Genomic DNA, 21,151 nt, shown 5'->3' on the forward strand with positions numbered 1-21,151 from the left:
CTCCCCGGCTGAACCGCACCCCAAGCGCGGCCCCCCCTCCTCCCTGGGCCAGCGTTGCGCGGCGGCGCCCCCTCCTCCTCCCAGGGCGCCGCCGCAAATCCGCGTCCCCCCACAGGGGCGGCGCGCGATGCGGGCAGGGAACCGCTGCCGCCGATAGGCCGCGATGCGGCCGCTCTTTCGTCAAGCCATGTCAACGGCCCGTTTCGGCATCGCCGCCGGTCCGGCCACGCCGGCGCCTAGTCCGGCACCCGCTGGCCCAGCATGGCGCGGGGATCGGGCGGCACCTCCCGGCGCGGTTCCGGCGCCACCGGATCCTGTTCGGTCAAGAGCGAGACCACATCCGCGGCAACCTTGTCCAGGAAATCCAGGTCGCCGTCCTCGATCTGGCGGGGGGTGTCGTCCATCAGGCAAAGCGCGCCGATCACCTGATCGTCCGAAGTCCGCAGCGGAGTCGCGATGTAGAACCGTCCCTTCCATCGGCGCACCGCCGGATGGTCGGAAAAGCGCGCGTCACGTTCCGTATCGGAAACGACCAGGGTTTCCCCCGACGTGACGACGGGGCTGGACAGCCCTTCGCCGCGCGGCATCCAGATCATCTCCGGGGCAGTTTCGGTCTTTTGCCCGGCCAGATCCATGCTTTGGCCGACGATGTATTCCGCATCCGCATCAACGACCGAGATGAAGGCGAAATCCACGTCAAAGGCATCCGCCGCCCGCGCGGCAAGATCGTCCAGTTCCTCGCGCGCATGTCCGTCCAGAACGGCGGTGGCGGCCAAGGCCGCCAGGCGGGCGCGTTCGCCGGCCGCATCCCCGGCTTCGGCGGCGGCCTGCGGGCTGTCCGCGTGGCTCAGCGACAGCCGCTGGACCGCCTCGTCCAGGGACAGCACGATCTGGTCGACGCCCAGCGACTCGGCGCGGTCGGCGGCGATGCTGTCCTCGGGGGCATTCCACAACGCCAGCACGATCCGGACATCGGGCCACCGGCGGCGCAAACGGCGGACGAAGCCGCGCACGGCGGTATCCGGGTCGCGGCTGAAATAGGACAGGACGACCGTCCGTATTCCGTCAAGCTCCAGCTTGTCGACATAGGCGGTGGTGACGACGCCCGTTGCCCGCTGACCGGCCGCCACGCCGGACAGGCACAGGGCGTGGACAAGCATCTGGGCGGAAATGGCGTCAACCTGCCATTTGCCGCCGATGCAGACGACCTTTTCCGCCGATGCCGTGTCGGCGGGGGCAGGGTGATCCTCTTGCAGGTCGTCCAGCAGCCGGTCCATGCCGTCCACAACCCGCAGCCGGTGTTCGACGCGCGCGTTGGCGTGGTAATCGTCCGTGGCCTGCCGCAGGATTTCGATGCCGGTCTGGTTGTAAAAGGCGGTGACGCCGCTGATGCGGATCGCGTCGGATGCGATCTCGTAGGCCTCGTCGGGATCGTTGGCGATCAGGCGCTGATAGATCCGGGTCGGCAGGTCAAGCGCCGGGGTGGACCCCAGTAGGGTATCGAAAAACGCAAGCTGCGGCAGGTTGCGCCCCAGCACCAGCAGGCACACCGTCAGGGGCGTGGACAGGATCAGGCCGACCGGGCCCCACAAGGCGGTCCAAAAGGTCGCCGCCGCGATCAGCGACAGGGCGGACAGGCCGGTCGAGGTGCCGTAGAGCAGCGGTTCGACGATGTTGTTGCTGACCAGTTCCAGAATCAGGATCAGCGCCAGGGCCATCAGCACCATCTGCCAGCCGGGATCCACGGCAAAGGCCAGGGCCAGCGGAAAGATCGCCGACAACATCGGCCCGACATAGGGGATGAACCGCATGATCGCGGCCAGCGTCCCCCACAGGATCCAGCCGGGCACCCCGATCGCCCACAGCCCGATGGCCATGGGAATGCCATAGGTGGCGTTCACGACCAATTGCATCAGCAGGTATTTCGAGATCCGCTTGCCCGCTTCCTCCAACGCGTCGGTCGTCCGGTGCAGGTTGCCGCCCAGAAGACGGATCAGACGGTCGCGCAGGTCGCCCCGATCCAGCAGCACCAGGAACACGAAGACGACGACGATGCCCAGCGTCGCCAGCGGCGCCAGGGCCGGGGCCAGCCAGGCCATCGCGGTGGAAAAAGGCGACGGCCCGTCGCCCACCACAGTCACGGCCATGGGATCGGCGACACTGCCCGGCGTGTCCTGCAAGGCCGTGGCAAGCTGTTCCTGGACGGTGGTGATGGTCTGGAAAACGCCATCGAAAAGCCCCGGCCCCTCGATCTGCTGGCCCAGGCCCGCGATCTTGCTGCGGATCGTGGACTGATAGGCCGGCAGCTCGGCGCTCAGCACGCTGACCTGAGAGGTTATCAGCAGCCCCAGCCCCAGCAGCGCCGCAATGACGGCCAGCATCACCAGCAAGACGGCGGCGACCTGGGGGATCCCGCGCCGCACCAGAACCTTTACAAGCGGGCCAAGCGCGAAACTGACCAGAAAGGCGATGGCCAGCGGGATCAGCACATCCCGGCCAAAATACAGCAGGCCGATGACGATCGCGCCGACGATCAGCCAGGCCGCGATCTGAACGATGCCCGTTCGCCGATCGCCGGCATCCAGGGCCAGTGCAGGATCGTCATCGGGCAGCCGTTGATGTCGCGGCACAAGCGGCCCGGTTTTCTGCAATGCCATGACGATTCCCTGGATACGCGCCCTTGACCAGGGCCTTGAACAACCCTGGCCGGGTTTCCGGGTTCCGTGCAGGGCCGCCGTGCCCGCCGGGGGAATCCGGCCGCCCCATCAGGGGCGCGCCCGCCGTTTTCCGAAGAACGGTTTCCTGGCGGCGATCGATGCGGGCGGATGCGGCCTGCCCGGTTTTCTGCGTGTCCGTGACGCCCGGTCCCGAAGGGGCGCGGCCCCATCGGCAGCGGGCCATTCCGCCGACCTTTCCCATCCACAACGGACCGTGCGGCAATCGCTTGCGGCCTTGCCTTCGCGGCGTCGTGCGTCATGCCACCGGCGTCAGCAGGGGCTTTCCCGCAAAAAAGGCATCCAGATTGTCCAGGGTCAGTTGCGCCATGGCGTCGCGGGTTTCCTCGGTTCCGCTGGCATGGTGCGGATACAGGGTGACGTTCGGCAGCGCCGTCAGCGCCGGGTCGGGATGGGGTTCGTTCAGGAACACGTCCAGCCCCGCATGGGCGATGCGACCGTGGCGCAGGGCGTCGATCAGCGCCGCTTCGTCCACCACCGACCCGCGCGAGATGTTGACCAGCGTGCCTTGCGGTCCCAGGGCGCGCAGCACATCCGCCGAAATCAGGCCCGCGGTGCCCGCCCCGCCCGGCGTGGCGACGATCAGGATGTCCGCCCATTCCGCCAGGGCCGCCGGATCGGCGAAATAGGCATGATCCACCCCCCGCTTGGGATTGCGGCCGCTGTAACCGATGGTCAGCCCCATGGCCCCGCAACGCGTGGCGATGGCCAGGCCGATATTGCCCAGGCCGACGATCCCCACCCGTTTGCCCGCGGCAGAGGTCGTCAGCGGAAACATCCCCCGCCGCCCCCAGTCGCCCGACCGGACATAGGCGTCACCCTGGACAAGACGGCGGCGCGCGGCCAGCATCAGCAGGATCGCCATGTCGGCCACGTCATCGACAAGCGCCACCGAGGTGTTGGTCAGCGTGACGCCGCGCCGGGTCATTTCGTCCAGATCCATCAGGTCGAACCCGGCCGAGGAACAGGCCGCCAGCCGCAGCGCGGGCAGCCGGTCCAGCAGCGGCCCGTCCACGGCGACATGGCCGTTCACGACCATGGCCGTGCAGATCGGCCCGGCCTTGTCCAGCACCGCCTCCCGGTCGTCCGCCCGATCCAGCCGGTGCAGCGTATAACGCCGTTCCAGTTCCTCCATGAAACGGGGCCGAAGGGGATAGGCGATCAGGACGTCGGGCTTTTCTGCGGGTTTCATGCGGTCTCCAAATGGCGCGCGGCGCGGCGGGCGGCCTGCACCGCGGGGTCGGGATCGAGGCTGGCCGACAGCAGGGCGCGAGTATAGGGGTGGCGCGGTGATTCGAACATCCGGCGGACGGGGCCTTCCTCGACGATCTCGCCCGCCTTCATGACGATCACGCGGTCGGCGAAATCCCTCACGACCGGCAGGTCATGGGCGATGAACAGATAGGACAGGCCGAATTCGCGGCGCAACCCGTCCAGAAGCGCGATCACCTGCGCCTGGATCGACACGTCAAGCGCCGAGACGGCCTCGTCGCAGACGATCAGCTTCGGTTCCATCGCCAAGGCGCGGGCGATGGCGATCCGCTGGCGCTGCCCGCCGGAAAACTGGTGGGGATAACGGGCGGCCATGTCGGGACTCAGGCCCACCTTGACCAGCAGTTCGGCCACCCGGTCGCGCCATCGGGCCCTGGGCAGGATGTCGGAATGGATCACCCAGGCTTCCGAGATCAGCTGGAACACCGTCATGCGCGGGTTCAGGGACTGCGTGGGATCCTGGAACACCATTTGCAGGTCGCGGCGCAGCCCGAACAGCCGGCGCGGCGCCATCGCCATCAGATCCTCGCCGCGATAGAGGATGCGTCCGCCGTCCGGGTCGTCCAGCCGCAGGATCGCGCGGGCCAGCGTCGATTTGCCCGATCCGCTTTCGCCGACGACCGCCACCGTCTCGCCCGGCATGATGGTCAGATCCACGCCCTTCAACGCCCGGAACGCGCCATAGGTCTTGGTCAGCCCTTCGGCGCGCAGCAGCGGCTGCCCGGTCCGGTCGCGTTCGTCGGGCATCGCGCCCTTGCCCGGCGCCGCGTCGATCAGCTTGCGGGTATAGGGGTGCTTGGGGTCGCGATAGACCTCGGCCGCGTCGCCCGTTTCGACGATCTGGCCGCCGTTCATCACCACCACGCGGTCCGCGATTTCCGCCACCACGCCCAGATCATGCGTGATAAGCAGCAGGCCCATGCCGGTTTCCGCCTGCAATTCCTGCAACAGGTCCAGAACCTGCGCCTGCACGGTGACATCAAGCGCGGTCGTGGGTTCGTCCGCGATCAGGATGTCGGGCTTGCAGGCAAGCGCCATCGCGATCATCAGGCGCTGCCGCTGCCCGCCCGAGAACTGGTGCGGGTATTTCCGCATCGCGGCTTCGGGATCGGGGATGCCCACGCGGGCCAGCAGGTCGCGGGCGCGGGCCTGCGCCGTGTCGCGGGTGCCGCCATGGGTCGTCACCATTTCGGCGATCTGCCAGCCGACGGAATAGACCGGGTTCAGATGCGCCAGCGGATCCTGGAAGATCATCGCGATGGTGCAGCCGTTGATCCGGCGGCGCTGTTCGGCCGTCATCGCCAGCATGTCCCGGCCGTTCAGCAAGATCCGGCCGCCCGTGATCCGGCCCGGCGGCATGTCGATCAGGTTCATCACGGCGGATGCCGACACCGACTTGCCCGACCCGCTTTCGCCCAGGATCGCCAGCGTCTCGCCCCGGTCCAGATGCCAGGAAACGTTCTGGACGGCCCGGACGGTGCCTGCGGCGGTGTGGAACTCGACAGAAAGGTTACAGACTTCCAGCAGATGGTCGGCCATTCTTGCGTCCTTTCATCTCGAGCCGCCACCGCTGCGCGGGATCCAGGACAATGCGCAGCCAGTTCGACAGCAGGTTCAGCGACAGGGTGGTCAGGATGATGGCCAGGCCCGGCCAGAAGGACAGCCACCAGGCGGTGGTCAGGTACTGCCGCCCCTGGGCCACCATCAGGCCCCAGGTGATCTCGGGCGGCTGGATGCCGATGCCCAGGAACGACAGGCTGCTTTCGGCCAGCATCACGAAGGCGAAATCCAGCGTCGCGATGGTCACAAGCGTCGGCAGCGCCACCGGCAGGATGTGGCGGAACACGATGCGGCGGTCCGAGGCGCCCATGACGCGTGCGGCCTGCACGAACATGCGTTCGCGGATCTCCAGCACCTCGGCGCGGGTGGTGCGCAGATAGACCGGAATCCGGGTGATCGCCAGCACCAGCACGATATTGGCGACCGAGGGTTCAAGCATGTAGAGCACGATCACCGCCAAGAGCAGCGACGGGAACGACATGATGACGTCGCCAAGCCGCATGATCCATTGCGCCGCGCGCCTGCGGGAATAGCCCGCGACCAGGCCCAGGGCGGACCCGATGATCGCCGATCCCAGCACCGCGCCCGCCGCCACCATCAGCGTGTTCTGCGCCGCCACCACGATCCGCGCCAGCAGCGGCCGCCCCAGGGCGTCGGCGCCCAGGACATAGGCCCAGCCGCGCGTCACGTCGAACGGCGGGGCATTGCGGCCGCGCAGGTTCTGTTTCGTCGCCAGATCGCCCAGCAGCCACGGCCCCAGCAGCGCGCTCAGCAGGGCCAGCAGCAGGAACAGGGCGGCAAAAAACGCCAGCTTGTCGGCCCACAGCATCGCCGCCCAGGCAAGGGGGCTGCGGGGTTTGGGGGTGGCCCGGATCTTGGTGTCTGTCATCGCCATCGCTCAGTACCGGATGCGCGGGTCAAGCATCGCATAGGCGATGTCGATCAGCATGTTCATGATGAAGATGGCAAGGGCCGATACCATGATCGACGCCAGCACGACCGAAAAGTCGCGCAGCAGGATGCTGTCGATCATCAGCTTGCCGATGCCCGGAAAGCCGAAGATCGTTTCGATCACCACGGCGCCGTTCAGGATCGCGGCCGCCTGGTCGCCGATCACGGTAATGACCGGCAGCATGGCGTTGCGCAGCCCGTGCACGAAGATGATGGGTCGGGTCCGCACCCCCTTGGCCCGCGCGGTCTTCACATAGGCCGACGACAGGACAGAGATCATCGACCCGCGCACGACTTGGAGGATCAGGCCGAAGGGACGGATGAACAGCACCGCCACCGGCAGCACCCAGTGCCAAGGCGTGCCCGTCCCCGATGTCGGCAGCCATTGCAGGTTCACGGCAAAGATGACGATGGCCACGATCGCCAGCCAGAAATCCGGGGCGGACGCGCCCACCAGCGAAAAGAAGGTGGCCAGCCGGTCGAAGATCCCGCCGACCCTGAAGGCCGCAAGCGATCCGATGACGATGGCGGCGACCGTCACGCAGGTCATGGTGATGACCGCCAGCCACAGCGTCCAGGCGAAGGCTTGCAGGACCACCTCCATCGCGGGGCGGGCCTGCTGCAAGGACTGGCCGAAATCGCCGCGGACCAGATCCGCGACATAACGGCCGAACTGGACAATCAGCGGGTCGTTGAAGCCGTTCATGTCGCGGAACTGTTCGCGCGCCTCGATGGACGCGTCCAGCGGAAGATAGAGGTTCGTGGGATCGCCCGTCAGGCGCGACAGAAAGAACACGAGGATCACAAGCCCGATCAGCGATATGCCGCTGGCCAAGGCCCGCTTTCCGATGAAGCTGGTCATCAGCGACCCCTCCCCTGGTACCAACGGGTCGTGGTGCCCGCCGTTTCCCGTTTCGGCCGTCTCCTCTTGGCCAGACGAATCACCATCCGCCTATCTGATATATTAGTATCTTTGTTTGGCAAGGAAAGGGTTTTCTGATCCTGCCGCGGTCATGGCCCCGTGCGCCGCATCGACAGCAGCACCGAGGCGACGATCACCGCCGCGCCGATCCAGGTCGAAACGGGCGCGAGTTCGGCAAAGAACAGCCAGGCAAGAATCCCCACAACCGGCAGCCGCAGAAAGTCCAGCGGGGCCAGGAAGGACACGTCCGCAAGCCCGTAGGCGCGCGTAATCAGCGTCATGTTCAAGGCCCCGATCGCCCCTTGCAGTGCCAGCAGGGCCAACTGTTCCCGGCTGGGCGTGCCCCAGACCGGCAAGGCCGCCAACAGGCCCAGCGGCGCCATGGCGATCAGGTTCCAGGCCACCAGGCGTTCGGTGGTGTCGGCATGTGACATGTGCCGCAGCATCAGCTGGATGATGGCCGTCAGGACCGCGCCGCCCAGGGCGAACAGCAGCCAGGGGTCGAAGTCCGCGCCGGGCCGGACGATGACCAGGATGCCCGCAAAGCCGCCGATCACGCCCAGCAATCGCCCAGGCCCCACGGATTCGCCCAGAAAGGCCCAGGCCCCCAGCGTGACCAGCAGCGGCATGGTAAAGGTCAGCGCCATGGCATCGGCCAGCGGCGCATGGGCAAAGGCCACGAAGACCGCGACCAGCGACGCCAGCTTGAGCCCCGCGCGCAGCACATGCATCCACCGCCAGGGCGAGGCGCGCAGATTGACCCGCCCGATGGCCCAGGGCAGCACCGCCAGCAGGCCGAACAGGGCGCGGAAAAACCCGATGACCAGCGGATGCACCTGCCCTGCCAGCAGGCGCACGATCACCGCGTCAAGGCCCGCCAGCACCGCCGCCGCCAGCATCAGCCCGGCGGCTGCGCGTCCCGTGCGGCGGGACACGATCAATCCTCGTCTTGAAAGGCTTCCTCGCGCGTGGCGCGGATCGCCGGCGCCAGGACGCTGGCGATCAGCGCCGCCGCGATCAGCAGCAGGGCCGCGCTGATCGGGCTGGTCAGAAAGGTCGTCACGTCCCCCCGCGACACCAGCATGGCGCGGCGCAGATGTTCCTCCAGCATGGGCCCAAGGACAAAGCCCAGCAACAGCGGCGCCGGTTCGCAATCCAGCTTGCGCAGGATGTATCCGGCAACGCCGAACAGGCCCATCAGCCAGATGTCGAAGGTCGAGTTGGCCAGGCTGAACACCCCGATCAGGCAAAAGGCCACGATGCAGGGAAACAGATAGCCATAGGGAATCGAGATCATCTTTACCCAGATCCCGATCAGCGGCAGGTTCAGGACCAGCAGCATCAGGTTGCCGACCCACATCGACACGATCAGCCCCCAGAACAGCGCGGGCTGGTCCTGGATGACCGACGGTCCCGGCTGGATGCCCTGCATAATCAGCGCGCCGATCATCAGCGCCATCACCGGGTTCGACGGTATGCCCAGCGTCAGCATGGGGATGAAGCTGGTCTGCGCCCCCGCGTTGTTGGCGGCCTCCGGCCCCGCGACGCCCTCGATGGCGCCCTTGCCGAACTGCTGGGGCGTCTTCGACACCTTTTTTTCCAGCGCATAGGCGGCAAAGGACGACAGCATCGCCCCGCCGCCGGGCAGGATCCCCAGGACCGATCCGATGGCCGTGCCCCGCCCGACCGGCGGCAGGATGCGGCGGAAATCGGCGCGCGACGGCATCAGCCCCGTCACCTTGGCCAGCACCGTCGTGCGGTCGGATTCGCGTTCCAGGTTCGACAGGATCTCGCCCAGGCCGAACACGCCCATGGCCACGACGACAAAGCTGATCCCGTCGGCCAGCTCGAAGCTGCCAAAGGTGAACCGCATGGCGCCGGTCTGGATGTCGGTGCCGATCAGGCCCAGGATCAGCCCGACCAGGATCATGCCGACCGCGTGCAGCAGCGATCCGCTGGCCAGCACGACCGAGGCGGCAAGCCCCAGCACCATCAGCGCGAAATATTCATGCGGTCCGAACGCCAGGGCGACGTTCGACAGCAAAGGCGCGAAGAAGGCGATCAGCACCGTGGCGACCGAGCCTGCGATGAAGGATCCGATGGCGGCGGTCGCCAGGGCCTTGCCCGCCTGTCCCTGCCGCGCCATCTGATAGCCGTCGATGGCCGTCACCACGCTGGAGCTTTCGCCCGGCAGGTTCACCAGGATCGCCGTGGTCGATCCGCCGTATTGCGCGCCATAGAAGATGCCCGCCAGCATGATGATCGCCGTTTCCGGCGGCAGGCCGAAAGTCACGGGCAGCAGCATCGCCACTGTCGCGGTCGGGCCAAGGCCCGGCAACACGCCGATGGCCGTGCCCAGGAACACGCCCAGCAGGCAATAGGTCAGGTTCCAGAAGGAAAACGCCGTCTGGACGCCGATCAGAAGGTCGCCGAAGATGTCCATGGACTCAGCCTCCGAACAGGGTGCCGAACATCGGCAGCGGCACACCAAGCCCGCGCACGAACACCAGCACGCAGAACAGGGTAAAGCCCGCCAGGCCCAGCAGCGGCATCGGCGCGATGCGGAACCGCCTGCTGGCCGTGGCGGCAATGACCATCGCGGCAGGCAGCGCCACGGCCAGCCCCAGCACATCAAGGCTGGCGGCAAAGAACAGGGTCGCGCCGATCACCAGAACCATCGGCTTCAGGTGGATGCGGTCCACCCGTTCCGCAGGCCGCACCAGGCCGCGCAGCAGCGACACCAGCCCGATCACCGCCAGCAGCCCGCCCAGAACGGTCGGGAAATAGCCCGGCCCCATGCGCGCGGCACTGCCCAGCGTCAGGCCGCGCGCCAGGATGACGGTCGCAAGGCCAAGCGCCAGATAAAGGGCGCCGGCCCAGAAATCCTTCGTGCGGTGTCCCTGCATCGCATCCACCCTTGTGACAAAGACGAGGCGCGCCCGGACCGGGGCGCGCAGGGGTGCATCATTCCTCGGGGGTGATGTTGCCGGTCTCGATCACCTCGGACCAGCGGGCGATCTCGTCGGCGACGAAGGCGTCGGCCTCGGCGGGCGCATTCGCCAGGATCTCGAAGCCCAGGTTGCCAAAGGTCTCCTGCACCTCGGGCGTTTGCAGCGCGCCGGTGATCGCGGTCGCTAAGCTGTCCTTGACCGCCGGATCCAGGCCCTTGGGGGCGCCGAAGGCCTGCCAGGAATAGACCTCCATCCCGTCGATGCCCAGTTCCTTGAAGGTCGGCACGTCGGGAAAGTCCGGAGAGCGTTCGGCAGCCGCGATGGCCAGCATCTTCATCTGGCCCTCGCGGACAAAGCCCGCCACGGCGCCGAGGTTTTGGAAGGACACGTCGGCATGGCCGCCGATCAGGTCGGTCTGGGCCGGTCCGCCGCCGCTGTAGGGGACGTGGATGCCGGTGGTGCCGGTCCGCTGCCAGAACAGTTCCGCCGTCAGGTGGTCCGACGAGCCGACGCCGGAAGACGCGAACAGCATCGTGTCGGGCTGGTCCTTCAGCATGGCGATCAGATCCTCGGCCGAGGCCACGTCCAGCGTGGGGCGCGTCACCAGCACGTTGGGGGTGCGGACAGCAACCGTCAGCATCTCCATGTCCTCGCGCGGATCATAGGGCAGATCGTCGCGCAGGGCCGGGTTGATGGCATAGGTGCCGATGGACGCCACCATGATCGTATAGCCGTCGGGCCTGGCGCGCGCCAGTTCGGCCGCCCCCAACGCGCCGTTCGCGCCGGGCTTGTTTTCCACCACCAGCGGCTGGCCGAAATCAGCCTGCATGGCCTGCGTGACCGTGCGCGCGGTCGTGTCGCTGGCCCCGCCCGGCGCAAAGGGCACGATGACGGTGACGTTGTCGGCGGGGTAATCCTGCGCTAGGGCCGGAAAGGCCGCGGCAAGGCTTGCGGCGCAGGATGCGGCCGCCACGAATTTCATGAACATGTTGTCCTCCCTCGACGGCGTATCGGCCGTCCTCCCCTTCTTGGCATAAAACTGAAATATTAGTGTGTCAACAACGGATCGGCTGCGGCGGTGTGACGCCCAGACGTCCGGCCTGCCGTTCCATGCGGACCCAGTCGTCCTGCGCCACCGGCACGCCGTCTTGCAGCGCATCCCGCCGCCTGGCCGACGCCGCGTCGCCCGGCACCCGGACCGCGCCCCCCGCCCAGGGCGCGGGCGGATTGGTCCGGCAGGCATCGGCCAGCCAGTCGGACTGTTCAGTGAACGCGCCGAGACCCGCAAAGAACGCGGGATCGATGACTTGCAGGAACGCGCTTTGCGCCAGCGGTCCCGGCGCATTCGTATTGGCGCGCCCCTTGCCCGACAGCCCTTGCCCCAGCAGATCGACGATCAGCGCCAGACCGTAACCCTTGTGGCCCTTGGACGCGCCGCCCAGGGGCATCATGGTGCCGCCGCGCTCGGTGATCTCGCGCGGGTCGTCGGTGGGCCGGCCCTCGGCGGTCAGGCCCCAGGCTTCGGGGTATCGTTCGCCCTTTTTGGCCAGAAGCTGCGTCATCGTCGTGGTGGTGATCGACGACGATATGTCCACCAGGATCGGATCGTCCGAGGTCGGAAAGCCCATGGCCAGCGGATTTGGCGTCATGATGGGCCGCGTCCCGCCATAGGGGGCCATCCGCCGCGCCGCCGGATTGGACACCGACAGCTGCACGATCAGCCCCCGGTCCGTCGCCCGGCGCATATAGGCCGACAGCGCGCAGGTATGATGGCAATTGCGGATCGCCGCGCCGACGATGCCATGGTCGCGCACCCGGTCCATCGCCTGGTCCAGGGCCTGGCTCAGCAGCCAGGCGCCGGGCAGCAGGCGCCCGTCCCAGACGAAGGCCGCGCCCTTGTCGGCGACGATTTCATAGCTGCCGATGCCGTTCAGGCTGCCGTCGGCCAGGCACTCCAGATACCAGTGCATCAATTGCAGGCCATGGGTGTCATGACCGATCATGTCGCCCTCGACCAGGATTTCGGCGGTGACGGCGGCCTTGTCGGCCTCCATCCCGCCGGCGGTCAGCAGGGCGGCCGCATAGTCCAGCAACGCGGTGCGGTCGAAACGGGGCATGGGCGGGGGTTCCTTGTGGCAGGGCGGGCCGGAGGACCGGCCCGCCGTCCGGTCACTTGAACCGGATCTGCTGGAGTTGCAGTTCCGAGTTCGCGGCGATCGTCGGCTTGAAGTCCAGGCGCGGCGACACGCGGGTGAAACCGACCATGTGGAACATCGGCACGTCGGCGATGATCTCGGTGCCGACCTTGGCAAACAGTTCCTGCCACAGGGCCGTGCGTTCGTCCCCGGTGGCCGCACTGGCGCGCGCGATCAGGTCATCGACGGTTTCGTCGCGGACCATCGAATGCGCGCCGCCGGACGCGTATTTCACATGCGCCGTGAAGACCGGATCGCCCGTGGCGTTGTCGTGCTGGGACTGGGTCAGCGTGGCCCCCGCGTCGGCGACGAAGGGCGACACGAAATAATTGTTCCAGACCGACACGTCGTACATGTCCAGCGTGACGTTCAGGCCGACGTCCTGGAACATGGCCATCATCGCCTCCATGGTCTCGGTCCCGTTGGGATACATCCCGTTGCGGCCGATGATGCGGATGGGCGCGTCCACGTTCACGCCGTCGGCCTTGGCTTCGGCGACCAGTTCGCGGGCGCGGTCGGGGTCATAGGGCCAGGCGGGGATGTCGGGGTTGTAACCGATGGTGGTGGGCACGACCAGATGCGTGGCGATCTGCGCGTCCGCCGGAAACAGCGTGCCCACCATCGCCTCGCGGTCCACGGCCAGGTTCAGCGCTTCGCGGATGCGGCGGTCATTGGTAGGCTCCGTCCGGGTGTCGATGCGCAGCGACGTGGTTTCCGAATTCGGATAGCTGAAATCCGTTTCGGGGTTCGTCGCATCCTGCAACGCGATCGAGGGAACGATGTCGGCCTCTCCGGTCTGGACCATGGCGGCGGCCACCGCGCTGTCGGACCGGAACAGATAGGTGGCCTTCTCGACCTGCGGCTGGTCGCCCCAGTAATCCGGGTTGCGGGCCAGCGTGATCGACTGCCCGGTCTGCCAGTCGCTGAAGACATAAGGCCCGGTGCCGTTCGGGGCGCGGTCGAATTCGGCGGCGGGCGTGGTCGCGGCCGACTGCACGGGCATGACCGACATCAGCAGCGGCAGGATCGGCTGCGGCGGGGTGGTGGTGATGCGGATGGTGGTGTCGTCAGGCATTTCGAAGCTGAACTCCATGCCGCCGAAATACTTGCCGCCGGTCTCGCAGGACAGGTCGGCGTTCTTGTTCCGCTCGATGCTGAACTGCACGTCCCTGGCGGTAAAGGGGCTGCCGTCGTGCCAGGTCACGCCCTCGCGCAGCTTGAATTCCCAGGTGTCCTCGTCGACCTGGCTCCATTCGGTCGCCAGGCGCGGCTTCAGCCCGCCGTTCACATAGTCGAACTCGATCATCATCTCGTTGACGTTCTCGGACATGACGCGGCCCACGTCCTGACGCGCGGCCATGCAGGGTTCGACCACGCTGACGGTTTCGGACAGCACGACCGTCACGTTGCGGTCGTCGCTCTGGGCAAAGGCAGGCGACAGGCCGGTGGCCAGGATGGTCCCCGACACAAGGATGGCAGCTTTGGTTTTCATGGATCCTCCCCTTGCCCGTGTGGGCTGTTTTCGTGGCTGGCGGCGCGGCTCCTCCCTCCGCGTCCCCAGTGATTCCGCATCTTTCGACTTTATATACACTAATATTTCAGTTTTGCAGCAACTGATTCCGGCTCAGGAAATCACTCAACCTCTGCTGCTGCATGTCCGTCAGCGGCCAGGCGGCGGGCGGGCGGGTCGGGCCGCAGTCGCGGTTCATGGCCTGCAACGCCGCCTTGACGCCCGTGACGTTGGTGCCGTTCAGTTCCTGGGCGCGGATCTCCTCGAACGCCGCCATTCCGGCGATCAGGGCGCGCCCGCCCGCATAGTCGCCGCCTTCAAGCGCGGCATGGATCGCCAGCGACCGGTCCGGCCAGATGTTGATGAGGCCCGAGGTAAAGCCCCGCGCCCCCACCGCATACAGGGCGGGCGCCCAGACCTCGGCCAGCCCGCCGACCCAGATGATGCGGGGATCGCAGGCGGCGATCGCCTCGGCCAGCTTCAGGGGATTGGGGGTCGCCCATTTGACGCCGATCACGCCGGGGATGGCGCACAGATCCGCGATGGCCGCCGTGCCGATGGCATCGTTTCTCAGATACAGCATCAGGGGCAGGCCGCCGCCCGCGTCGGCCACGCGGCGCATGTATTCCACCACCCCGCGCGGCGCGGCAAAGGGATCGGGCGGCTGATGGACCATCAGGCCGGATGCGCCTGCCGTGGCGGCGGCCCCGGCCAGGCGGCAGGCATCCCCCACCGAACGGCCGACCCCTGCCAGGACCGGCGCGCGGCCCGCGACCAATTGGCAAACCTCGGCGCACATCGCCTGGGCCTCGTCCACCGTCAGGCTGTAGAATTCGCCCGTGTTGCCGTTGACCACCGGGATGTGCAGCCCCGCCGACAACGCCCGGTCGATGATCGGCGCCAGCCGCGCGGGCGCGATCCGGTCATCGCCGTCGAAGGGCGTGACCAGGATGCCCGAGATGCCGGTCAGCGCGGCTTGCAGGGTCATTTCACGCTCTCGATCAGGGCCTGCATCATGGCGGTTTCCTCCTCGGTCAGGTCGGTCAGCGGCGCGCGCACCGGCCCGGCGTCGAACCCGCGCAGGCGCACGCCCGCCTTGACGGCCGACACCGCATAGCCCGCCTTGCGGTCGCGAATCGCGGCGAAGGGATAATAGAAGTCGCGCAGCATGGCTTCGCAGGTCGCGTCGTCGCCCGCCGTAAAGGCCGCGTGGAATTTCAGCGCGGTTTCGGGAACGAAGTTGAACACGGCCGAGGAATAGGTCGGCATTCCCGCGCCCTTGTAGGCCTGGGCGAACAGCTCGTGCGTGGGCATCCCGCCGATATAGGACAGCCGGTCGCCCAGCAGGATCGTGACGCGCCGCACCGTGTCGATGTCGCCGGTGCCGTCCTTGAAGCCGATCAGGTTGGGGCATTCGTCGGCCAGGCGTGCAAGCTGTTCCGCGCTGACGCGGGCCTGTCCCCGGTTGTAGACGATGACGCCCATGTTGGTGGCGTGGCAGACCGCGCGGATGCGGTCGGCGATTCCGTCGGCCGGGGCCTCGGTCAGGTAATGCGGCAAGAGCAGGATGCCGTCGCCGCCCGCCGCCTCGATCTCGCGCGCCATGTCGCAGGCGATGCGGGTGCCATAGCCGCAGCCCGCGATCACCGGCTGGTCGCCCGCCACCTGCCGCGCGGTTCGGACGACCTCGACCACCTCGCCGGGGGTCAGAGAGAACAGTTCGCCCGTGCCGCCCGCGACGATCAGCCCCGCGACCGGATAGGACGACAGCCATTCCAGATGCGCCGCAAAGGGCCTGGGACTGAAGCGGTCCTGATCGTCGAAGGGCGTGACCGGAAAGGACAGCAGGCCGGTGCGGATGATGTCGCGCAGGTGGCCGGGGGCGATCATGGTGGCATCCTTCATTGCAGATCCTCGGGCAAGAGTTCGTGGGGAACGTTCTGGTAGGCCACGGGCCGCAGAAAGCGGCGGATCGACAACGTGCCGACCGAGGTGGCGCCAAAGTTGGTGCTGGCGGGATAAGGTCCGCCATGGACCATGCTGTCCACCACCTCGACCCCGGTGGGAAAGCCGTTGACCAGCACCCGACCCGCCTTGCGTTCCAGCACCGGGCGCAGTTTTTGCGCCTCGGCCAGATCGGCGTCGTCCATGTGGATCGTGACGGTCAGTTGCCCTTCGAGGCCGCGGGCCAGGCGCAGCATCGCGTCGGTATCGCGGACGCGCACGACCAGACCCAGGGGGCCGAAGACTTCCTCGCCAAGGGCATGGTCGCGAAGATAGGCCTCGGCGGTCGTTTCGTACAGGTTCGGGCTGGCCTGGCGGCCCTCGCTGTCGGCGGACAGGACCGGCGTGACCGAGTTGCGCGTCTCGAACCGTTCGCGGCCTGCGCGATAGGCCCGCGCGATGCCGTCGGTCAGCATGGTCTGCGGTGCCACGGCTTCCAGGCCGGCCTTGGCCGCCGCGACGAAACGGTCGGCGTCCGCGCCCTCGGTCACGACCGCGATGCCCGGATTGGTGCAGAACTGGCCCGCGCCCATGGTCAGGCTGCCCGCCCAGCCTTTCCCCAGTTCCCCGGCCCGCGCCTTGACCGCATGTGGCAACAGGAACATCGGATTGACAGAGCCAAGCTCTCCGAAGAACGGAATCGGCTCGTCGCGCCGCACGCACAGGTCGAACAGCGCGCGGCCGCCGCGCAGGCTGCCGGTGAACCCCACAGCCTTGATCCGCGGATGCTGCACCAAGGCTGTGCCCACATCGCGCCGCCCGCCCTGGATCAGGGAAAAGACACCGGGATGGATGCCGCATCCGGCGATGGCGGCCTGAACGGCCTCGGCCACGATCTCTCCGGTGCCGGGATGGGCGCTGTGGCCCTTGACCACCACCGGGCAGCCTGCGGCCAGGGCGGCGGCGGTGTCCCCCCCGGCGGTCGAGAAGGCCAGGGGAAAGTTCGAGGCGCCGAAGACCGCGACCGGACCGATCGGCCGCTGGACCATGCGGATGTCCGGGCGGGGGGCGGGCTGGCGGTCGGGCATGGCCGGGTCGTGGCGGCGATCCAGATAGGCGCCGTTGCGGATATGGTCCGCGAACAGCCGCAACTGGCCGGTGGTGCGGCCCCGTTCGCCTTGCAGCCGCGCCTCGGGCAGGCCGGTTTCCTGGGTGCCGATGGCGGTGATCGCCTCGGCCCGCGCCTCGATCTGATCGGCGATGGCGTCCAGAAAGGCGGCGCGGTCGTCGCGTCGGGACTGGCCATAGGACCAGAACGCCTCCTCGGCGGCCTCGCAGGCGCGGTCGACCAGGTCCACCGTGCCCGTGCTGAAGTGGTGGACCGGACCGAAGGCGGGTTCGTTCGGGAAACGGGTTTCGGTCCCGACCCAGTCGCCGGCGATCAGGTGACGGCCGTGGGGGGTGAACGTCATCGAAAATCCTTTCGTCGTGGTGCGGCCCGGAGGATCAGCGGCCGGTTCGGGCGCGCCATTCGTCGTATTTCTTCTGGTTCTCGTCTTTGGTGCAGGGATACAGGCCGATGATGGCCGCGCCGTTCTGGACCTGTTCCAGCACGAAATCCTCGAAGCTTTCCATGCCGGTGCAGTCCTCGGCGATCTCGTCGGCAAGATGGGCGGGGATCACCATCACGCCGTCCTTGTCGCCCAGCATGATGTCGCCCGGAAAGACCGCCACGTCGCCGCACGCGATGGGGACATTGATGTCCAGGGCCTCGTGCAGGGTCAGGTTGGTGGGCGCGCTTGATCTGGCGAAATAGGCGGGCATGTCCAGCTTGCCGATGCCTTCGGCGTCGCGCATCCCGGCATCGGTCACGACCCCCGCCGCGCCGCGCAGGGCCAGCCGGGTAATGAGGATCGACCCGGCCGTCGCGGCGCGCGCGTCCTTGCGCCCGTCCATGACCAGGACATGGCCTGCCGGGCAGGTCTCGATGGCCACGCGCTGCGGGTGGTCGGCGTTGCGAAAGACGGTAAGGGGGTTGCGGTCTTCCCGCGCGGGAATATAGCGCAGGGTGAAGGCCGGGCCGACCATGGTCTGATCCTTAGGGGCGACCGGGACCACGCCCTGGATGAACTGGTTGCGCAGGCCCCGCTTGTACAGCGCCGTGGCGACCGATGCGGTCGAGACCTTTTTCAGCTTGGCGCGGGTTTCGTCCGAAAGGGTGTGTTCGGTCATGATGTCCTCAGAAGATGTCCGGCTCGCCCGCCGCGCGGCCAAAGTCGGTTTGCAGGAAATCGAAGTCGCAGCCCTGGTCGGCCTGCGTCACGTGACGCTCGAACATCCAGCCGTAGCCGCGCTCGAAGCGGGGTTCGGGGGGCGTCCAGGCGGCCTTCCGGGCGGCCAGCTCCTCCTCTGCGACCAGCATGTCCAGACGGCGGTTGGGCAGATCCAGCCGCACGATGTCGCCGGTCTTCAGCAGCGCCAGCGGACCGCCGACAAAGCTTTCGGGCGCGACATGCAGAATGCAGGCGCCATAGCTGGTTCCCGACATGCGCGCGTCCGAAATCCGCAGCATGTCGCGATGGCCCTGCCGGATCAGCGCCTTGGGGATCGGCAGCATCCCCCATTCGGGAAAACCCGGCCCGCCTTGCGGACCCGCATTGCGCAGGACCATGACGTGATCGGGCGTGACCTCCAGATCCTCGTCATCCACGGCCGCCTTCATCTCGGGATAGCTGTCGAAGACCAGGGCCGGACCCTCGTGGACATGAAAGCGCGGATCGCAGGCGGCGGGCTTGATGACCGCGCCCGAGGGGCAGAGGTTGCCCTTCAGCACCGCCAGCGATCCTTCGTGATAAACAGGGTTCGACAGGGGCCGGATGACGTCGTCGTTATAGACGACCGCGCCCTCCAGGTTCTCGCCCAGGGTCTTGCCGGTCACGGTCAGCGCGCCGCAGTCCAGCCGTTCGGCGATCTGCGTCATCAGCGCGCGCAGGCCCCCCGCGTAATAGAAATCCTCCATCAGGTAGGTCTGCCCCGAGGGGCGGACATTGGCGATCAGCGGCGTCGTGCGGCCAAGCGCGTCCAGGTCGTCCAGCGTCAGGCCGATGCCCGCGCGCCGCGCCATGGCGATCAGGTGGACGACGGCATTGGTGGAACAGCCCGTGGCCATGGCGACGATGGCGGCATTCCTGACCGCGCCTTCGGTGATGATCTTGTCGGGGGTCAGATCCTCCCACACCATCTCGACCGCACGCCGGCCGCAATCGGCGCCCATGCGCTGATGGTTGGCATCGACGGCGGGGATCGAGGATGCGCCCGGCAGCGTGATGCCCATGGCGTCGGCAATGGCCGTCATCGTGGAGGCGGTGCCCATGGTCATGCAGACCCCGGCCGACCGCGCGATGCCGCCCTGCAACCCGATCCATTCCTGATCGGTGATGTTGCCCGCGCGGCGTTCGTCCCAGTATTTCCAGGCATCCGACCCGGACCCCAGGATGCGCCCGGCATAATTGCCGCGCAGCATCGGCCCCGCCGGCAGATAGATCATCGGGATGCCCGCGCTGATCGCGCCCATCACCAGGCCCGGCGTGGTCTTGTCGCAGCCGCCCATCAGCACCACCCCGTCCAGCGGGTGGGACCGGATCATCTCCTCGGTCTCCATCGCCAGCATGTTGCGATACAGCATCGAGGTGGGCTTGGTGAAGCTTTCATCGACCGACAGCGACGGCATCTCGACCGGCAGGCCTCCGGCCTGCAACACGCCGCGCGCCACGTCCCGCGCCCGTTCGCGGAAATGCGAATGGCAGGTGTTCAGTTCGGACCAGGTGTTCAGGATGCCGATGACCGGCTTGCCGTGGAAATCCGCCTCGCCATAGCCAAGCTGCATCATCCGCGACCGGTGCCCGAAGCTGCGCAGGTCATCGGGTGCGAACCAGCGGGCGGACCGCAGATCGGCGGCTGTTTTCCTGATCGACATGATCCTCTCCTCCAGGTCAGGTCAGAACCCAACTGTTCATACTAATATTTCAGTTCACGCGGTATATCAATCCCTTTATTGTGGCGATGAACATGTGGCGCGACGGCGCGCGAACGGCAAAGGAGAACGGTATGGCAACCTCGCTTGCGGCCAGCCTAGGATTGAACGACATGGCCATACCCGGCAGCGGCGGGACCGTGCAGCGCGTCTATGAAAGCCTGCGCAAACGGATCATCACGCTGGATCTGCCGCCCGACACGCCGCTGACCCGAACCGAGCTGACCGACCGCTATGGCGTCAGCCAGACCCCGATTCGCGAAGCGTTGCAACTGCTGAAACAGGAAGGGCTGGTGATGGTCTTTCCGCAGTCCAAGACCGTCGTGACCCGCATCGACGTGCCGCAGACCTACGAGGCGCATTTCCTGCGCGTCGCCTTGGAAACCGAGGTGTGCCGCAGGCTGGCCACCGAAGGCAACGAGACGGTGCTGACCCGCGCCGCCTCGATCATCCGCATGCAAGAGGCGGTGGCCGACGACCCCAGCCAGATCGCCGTATTCCAGGAACTGGACGAACTGTTCCATCAGACGCTGTTCGCAGGCCTTGGCCGGACGGGCCTGCACCAGCTGGTCCGCGAACGGTCTGGCCACCTGGAACGCATCCGCCGCCTGCATCTGCCGGAAAAGGGCAAGGTGCTGAACATTCTTGCGGGCCATCGGGCCATTGTCGAGGCCATCGGCAGCGGCGATCCCGACAGCGCCATCGGCGCGATCCGCGACCACCTGAGTCAGACCGTCGCGAAAGTCGAAGACCTGCGCCGGGAATTCCCGCAATACTTCGCCTGAAAGCCGGAAAACGATTCAGGCGAAGTGTCGCAGGCCCTGTCGGAGAAACGGCAGGGGCGCGGCACGGGATGGCGCCCTCTGCCAGTTTCGGAACGCCGCCAGAGCAGAGACGCCAGGGCGCAGAAAGCCGGATTCGTCCAGGGCAAGATCCTCCGAACGCCCCGGCCCTGGCCCCGGAGAAGACGATCGGCGAGGGCGTCCGGCACGTCAGGCCGCCCGTCATCCAAGACAGTTTGCAGGCCGCAAGATCGTGCGAAGGCGCGGTCGTTCCGGCGCAGGGAAACGTTCGGACC

Annotated in this window: 17 protein-coding genes; 1 reads left to right on the forward strand and 16 read right to left on the reverse strand. The window is 67.3% G+C overall.

Annotated features, from left to right (window positions below; translation table 11 throughout):
* Positions 1–236 precede the first annotated feature (236 nt).
* From CHB77_RS14145 to araD, 16 genes are all read right to left on the reverse strand, one after another.
* A complete protein-coding gene (locus CHB77_RS14145) occupies positions 237–2,657 on the reverse strand; it encodes an AI-2E family transporter (RefSeq protein ID WP_089388872.1) in 2,421 nt (806 codons plus the stop codon).
* Between the two features lie 316 nt (positions 2,658–2,973).
* Positions 2,974–3,927, reverse strand: a complete 954-nt coding sequence (locus tag CHB77_RS14150; RefSeq protein WP_089388873.1) for a 2-hydroxyacid dehydrogenase — start codon at positions 3,925–3,927, stop codon at positions 2,974–2,976.
* A complete protein-coding gene (locus CHB77_RS14155) occupies positions 3,924–5,546 on the reverse strand; it encodes an ABC transporter ATP-binding protein (protein WP_089388874.1) in 1,623 nt (540 codons plus the stop codon). The genes CHB77_RS14150 and CHB77_RS14155 overlap by 4 nt, the downstream gene beginning before the upstream one ends.
* A complete protein-coding gene (locus CHB77_RS14160; protein ID WP_089388951.1) occupies positions 5,518–6,456 on the reverse strand; it encodes an ABC transporter permease in 939 nt (312 codons plus the stop codon). Before CHB77_RS14160 ends, CHB77_RS14155 begins: the two co-directional genes overlap by 29 nt.
* A 9-nt stretch (positions 6,457–6,465) precedes the next feature.
* Positions 6,466–7,380 (reverse strand): ABC transporter permease, encoded by a 915-nt coding sequence (locus CHB77_RS14165; RefSeq protein ID WP_089388875.1) that lies wholly within the window; start codon positions 7,378–7,380, stop codon positions 6,466–6,468.
* A 149-nt stretch (positions 7,381–7,529) separates the two neighbouring features.
* Positions 7,530–8,375 carry a DMT family transporter gene (locus CHB77_RS14170; RefSeq protein WP_242626669.1) on the reverse strand — a complete coding sequence of 282 codons (846 nt, stop codon included), beginning with the start codon at positions 8,373–8,375 and terminating at the stop codon, positions 7,530–7,532.
* Positions 8,376–8,377: 2 nt separating this feature from the next.
* Complete coding sequence (locus CHB77_RS14175; protein WP_089388876.1) at positions 8,378–9,883, reverse strand: tripartite tricarboxylate transporter permease; 1,506 nt, start codon at positions 9,881–9,883, stop codon at positions 8,378–8,380.
* 4 nt (positions 9,884–9,887) lie between these two features.
* Positions 9,888–10,346 carry a tripartite tricarboxylate transporter TctB family protein gene (locus CHB77_RS14180; protein WP_089388877.1) on the reverse strand — a complete coding sequence of 153 codons (459 nt, stop codon included), beginning with the start codon at positions 10,344–10,346 and terminating at the stop codon, positions 9,888–9,890.
* Positions 10,347–10,404: 58 nt separating this feature from the next.
* Positions 10,405–11,379, reverse strand: a complete 975-nt coding sequence (locus CHB77_RS14185; RefSeq protein ID WP_207303051.1) for a Bug family tripartite tricarboxylate transporter substrate binding protein — start codon at positions 11,377–11,379, stop codon at positions 10,405–10,407.
* A gap of 67 nt (positions 11,380–11,446) precedes the next feature.
* Positions 11,447–12,508 (reverse strand): Ldh family oxidoreductase, encoded by a 1,062-nt coding sequence (locus tag CHB77_RS14190; protein WP_089388878.1) that lies wholly within the window; start codon positions 12,506–12,508, stop codon positions 11,447–11,449.
* Between the two features lie 52 nt (positions 12,509–12,560).
* Positions 12,561–14,078 carry an ABC transporter substrate-binding protein gene (locus CHB77_RS14195; protein ID WP_089388879.1) on the reverse strand — a complete coding sequence of 506 codons (1,518 nt, stop codon included), beginning with the start codon at positions 14,076–14,078 and terminating at the stop codon, positions 12,561–12,563.
* 106 nt (positions 14,079–14,184) lie between these two features.
* Positions 14,185–15,084 carry a dihydrodipicolinate synthase family protein gene (locus tag CHB77_RS14200; protein WP_089388880.1) on the reverse strand — a complete coding sequence of 300 codons (900 nt, stop codon included), beginning with the start codon at positions 15,082–15,084 and terminating at the stop codon, positions 14,185–14,187.
* Positions 15,081–15,983, reverse strand: coding sequence for a 5-dehydro-4-deoxyglucarate dehydratase (locus tag CHB77_RS14205; RefSeq protein ID WP_207303055.1), 903 nt, complete (start codon positions 15,981–15,983; stop codon positions 15,081–15,083). The genes CHB77_RS14200 and CHB77_RS14205 overlap by 4 nt, the downstream gene beginning before the upstream one ends.
* 14 nt (positions 15,984–15,997) lie before the next feature.
* Positions 15,998–17,512: an aldehyde dehydrogenase (NADP(+)) gene (locus CHB77_RS14210; RefSeq protein ID WP_089388881.1), complete on the reverse strand. Its 1,515-nt coding sequence runs from the start codon at positions 17,510–17,512 to the stop codon at positions 15,998–16,000.
* A 34-nt stretch (positions 17,513–17,546) separates the two neighbouring features.
* The gene (locus CHB77_RS14215; RefSeq protein WP_089388882.1) at positions 17,547–18,272 is read right to left on the reverse strand and encodes a ribonuclease activity regulator RraA; all 726 of its coding nucleotides are present in this window, start codon (positions 18,270–18,272) and stop codon (positions 17,547–17,549) included.
* Between the two features lie 7 nt (positions 18,273–18,279).
* Complete coding sequence (gene araD / locus CHB77_RS14220; RefSeq protein ID WP_089388883.1) at positions 18,280–20,016, reverse strand: L-arabinonate dehydratase; 1,737 nt, start codon at positions 20,014–20,016, stop codon at positions 18,280–18,282.
* A 131-nt stretch (positions 20,017–20,147) separates the two neighbouring features.
* Between araD and CHB77_RS14225 the strand changes: the two genes are divergently transcribed.
* Positions 20,148–20,858, forward strand: coding sequence for a GntR family transcriptional regulator (locus tag CHB77_RS14225; protein ID WP_089388884.1), 711 nt, complete (start codon positions 20,148–20,150; stop codon positions 20,856–20,858).
* Positions 20,859–21,151 lie beyond the last annotated feature (293 nt).

The organism is Paracoccus sediminis (assembly GCF_900188295.1).
Lineage (GTDB): Bacteria > Pseudomonadota > Alphaproteobacteria > Rhodobacterales > Rhodobacteraceae > Paracoccus > Paracoccus sediminis.

What these genes read in the sequence shown, in the direction of transcription:
- CHB77_RS14175 (WP_089388876.1), bottom strand. Translation starts at nt 9,883, where the DNA reads ATGGACATCTTCGGCGACCTTCTGATCGGCGTCCAGACGGCGTTTTCC.
- CHB77_RS14155 (WP_089388874.1), bottom strand. Translation starts at nt 5,546, where the DNA reads ATGGCCGACCATCTGCTGGAAGTCTGTAACCTTTCTGTCGAGTTCCAC.
- CHB77_RS14165 (WP_089388875.1), bottom strand. Translation starts at nt 7,380, where the DNA reads ATGACCAGCTTCATCGGAAAGCGGGCCTTGGCCAGCGGCATATCGCTG.
- CHB77_RS14160 (WP_089388951.1), bottom strand. Translation starts at nt 6,456, where the DNA reads ATGACAGACACCAAGATCCGGGCCACCCCCAAACCCCGCAGCCCCCTT.
- CHB77_RS14190 (WP_089388878.1), bottom strand. Translation starts at nt 12,508, where the DNA reads ATGCCCCGTTTCGACCGCACCGCGTTGCTGGACTATGCGGCCGCCCTG.
- CHB77_RS14185 (WP_207303051.1), bottom strand. Translation starts at nt 11,379, where the DNA reads ATGTTCATGAAATTCGTGGCGGCCGCATCCTGCGCCGCAAGCCTTGCC.
- CHB77_RS14225 (WP_089388884.1), top strand. Translation starts at nt 20,148, where the DNA reads ATGGCAACCTCGCTTGCGGCCAGCCTAGGATTGAACGACATGGCCATA.
- CHB77_RS14145 (WP_089388872.1), bottom strand. Translation starts at nt 2,657, where the DNA reads ATGGCATTGCAGAAAACCGGGCCGCTTGTGCCGCGACATCAACGGCTG.
- CHB77_RS14180 (WP_089388877.1), bottom strand. Translation starts at nt 10,346, where the DNA reads ATGCAGGGACACCGCACGAAGGATTTCTGGGCCGGCGCCCTTTATCTG.
- CHB77_RS14215 (WP_089388882.1), bottom strand. Translation starts at nt 18,272, where the DNA reads ATGACCGAACACACCCTTTCGGACGAAACCCGCGCCAAGCTGAAAAAG.
- CHB77_RS14210 (WP_089388881.1), bottom strand. Translation starts at nt 17,512, where the DNA reads ATGACGTTCACCCCCCACGGCCGTCACCTGATCGCCGGCGACTGGGTC.
- araD (WP_089388883.1), bottom strand. Translation starts at nt 20,016, where the DNA reads ATGTCGATCAGGAAAACAGCCGCCGATCTGCGGTCCGCCCGCTGGTTC.
- CHB77_RS14195 (WP_089388879.1), bottom strand. Translation starts at nt 14,078, where the DNA reads ATGAAAACCAAAGCTGCCATCCTTGTGTCGGGGACCATCCTGGCCACC.
- CHB77_RS14200 (WP_089388880.1), bottom strand. Translation starts at nt 15,084, where the DNA reads ATGACCCTGCAAGCCGCGCTGACCGGCATCTCGGGCATCCTGGTCACG.
- CHB77_RS14150 (WP_089388873.1), bottom strand. Translation starts at nt 3,927, where the DNA reads ATGAAACCCGCAGAAAAGCCCGACGTCCTGATCGCCTATCCCCTTCGG.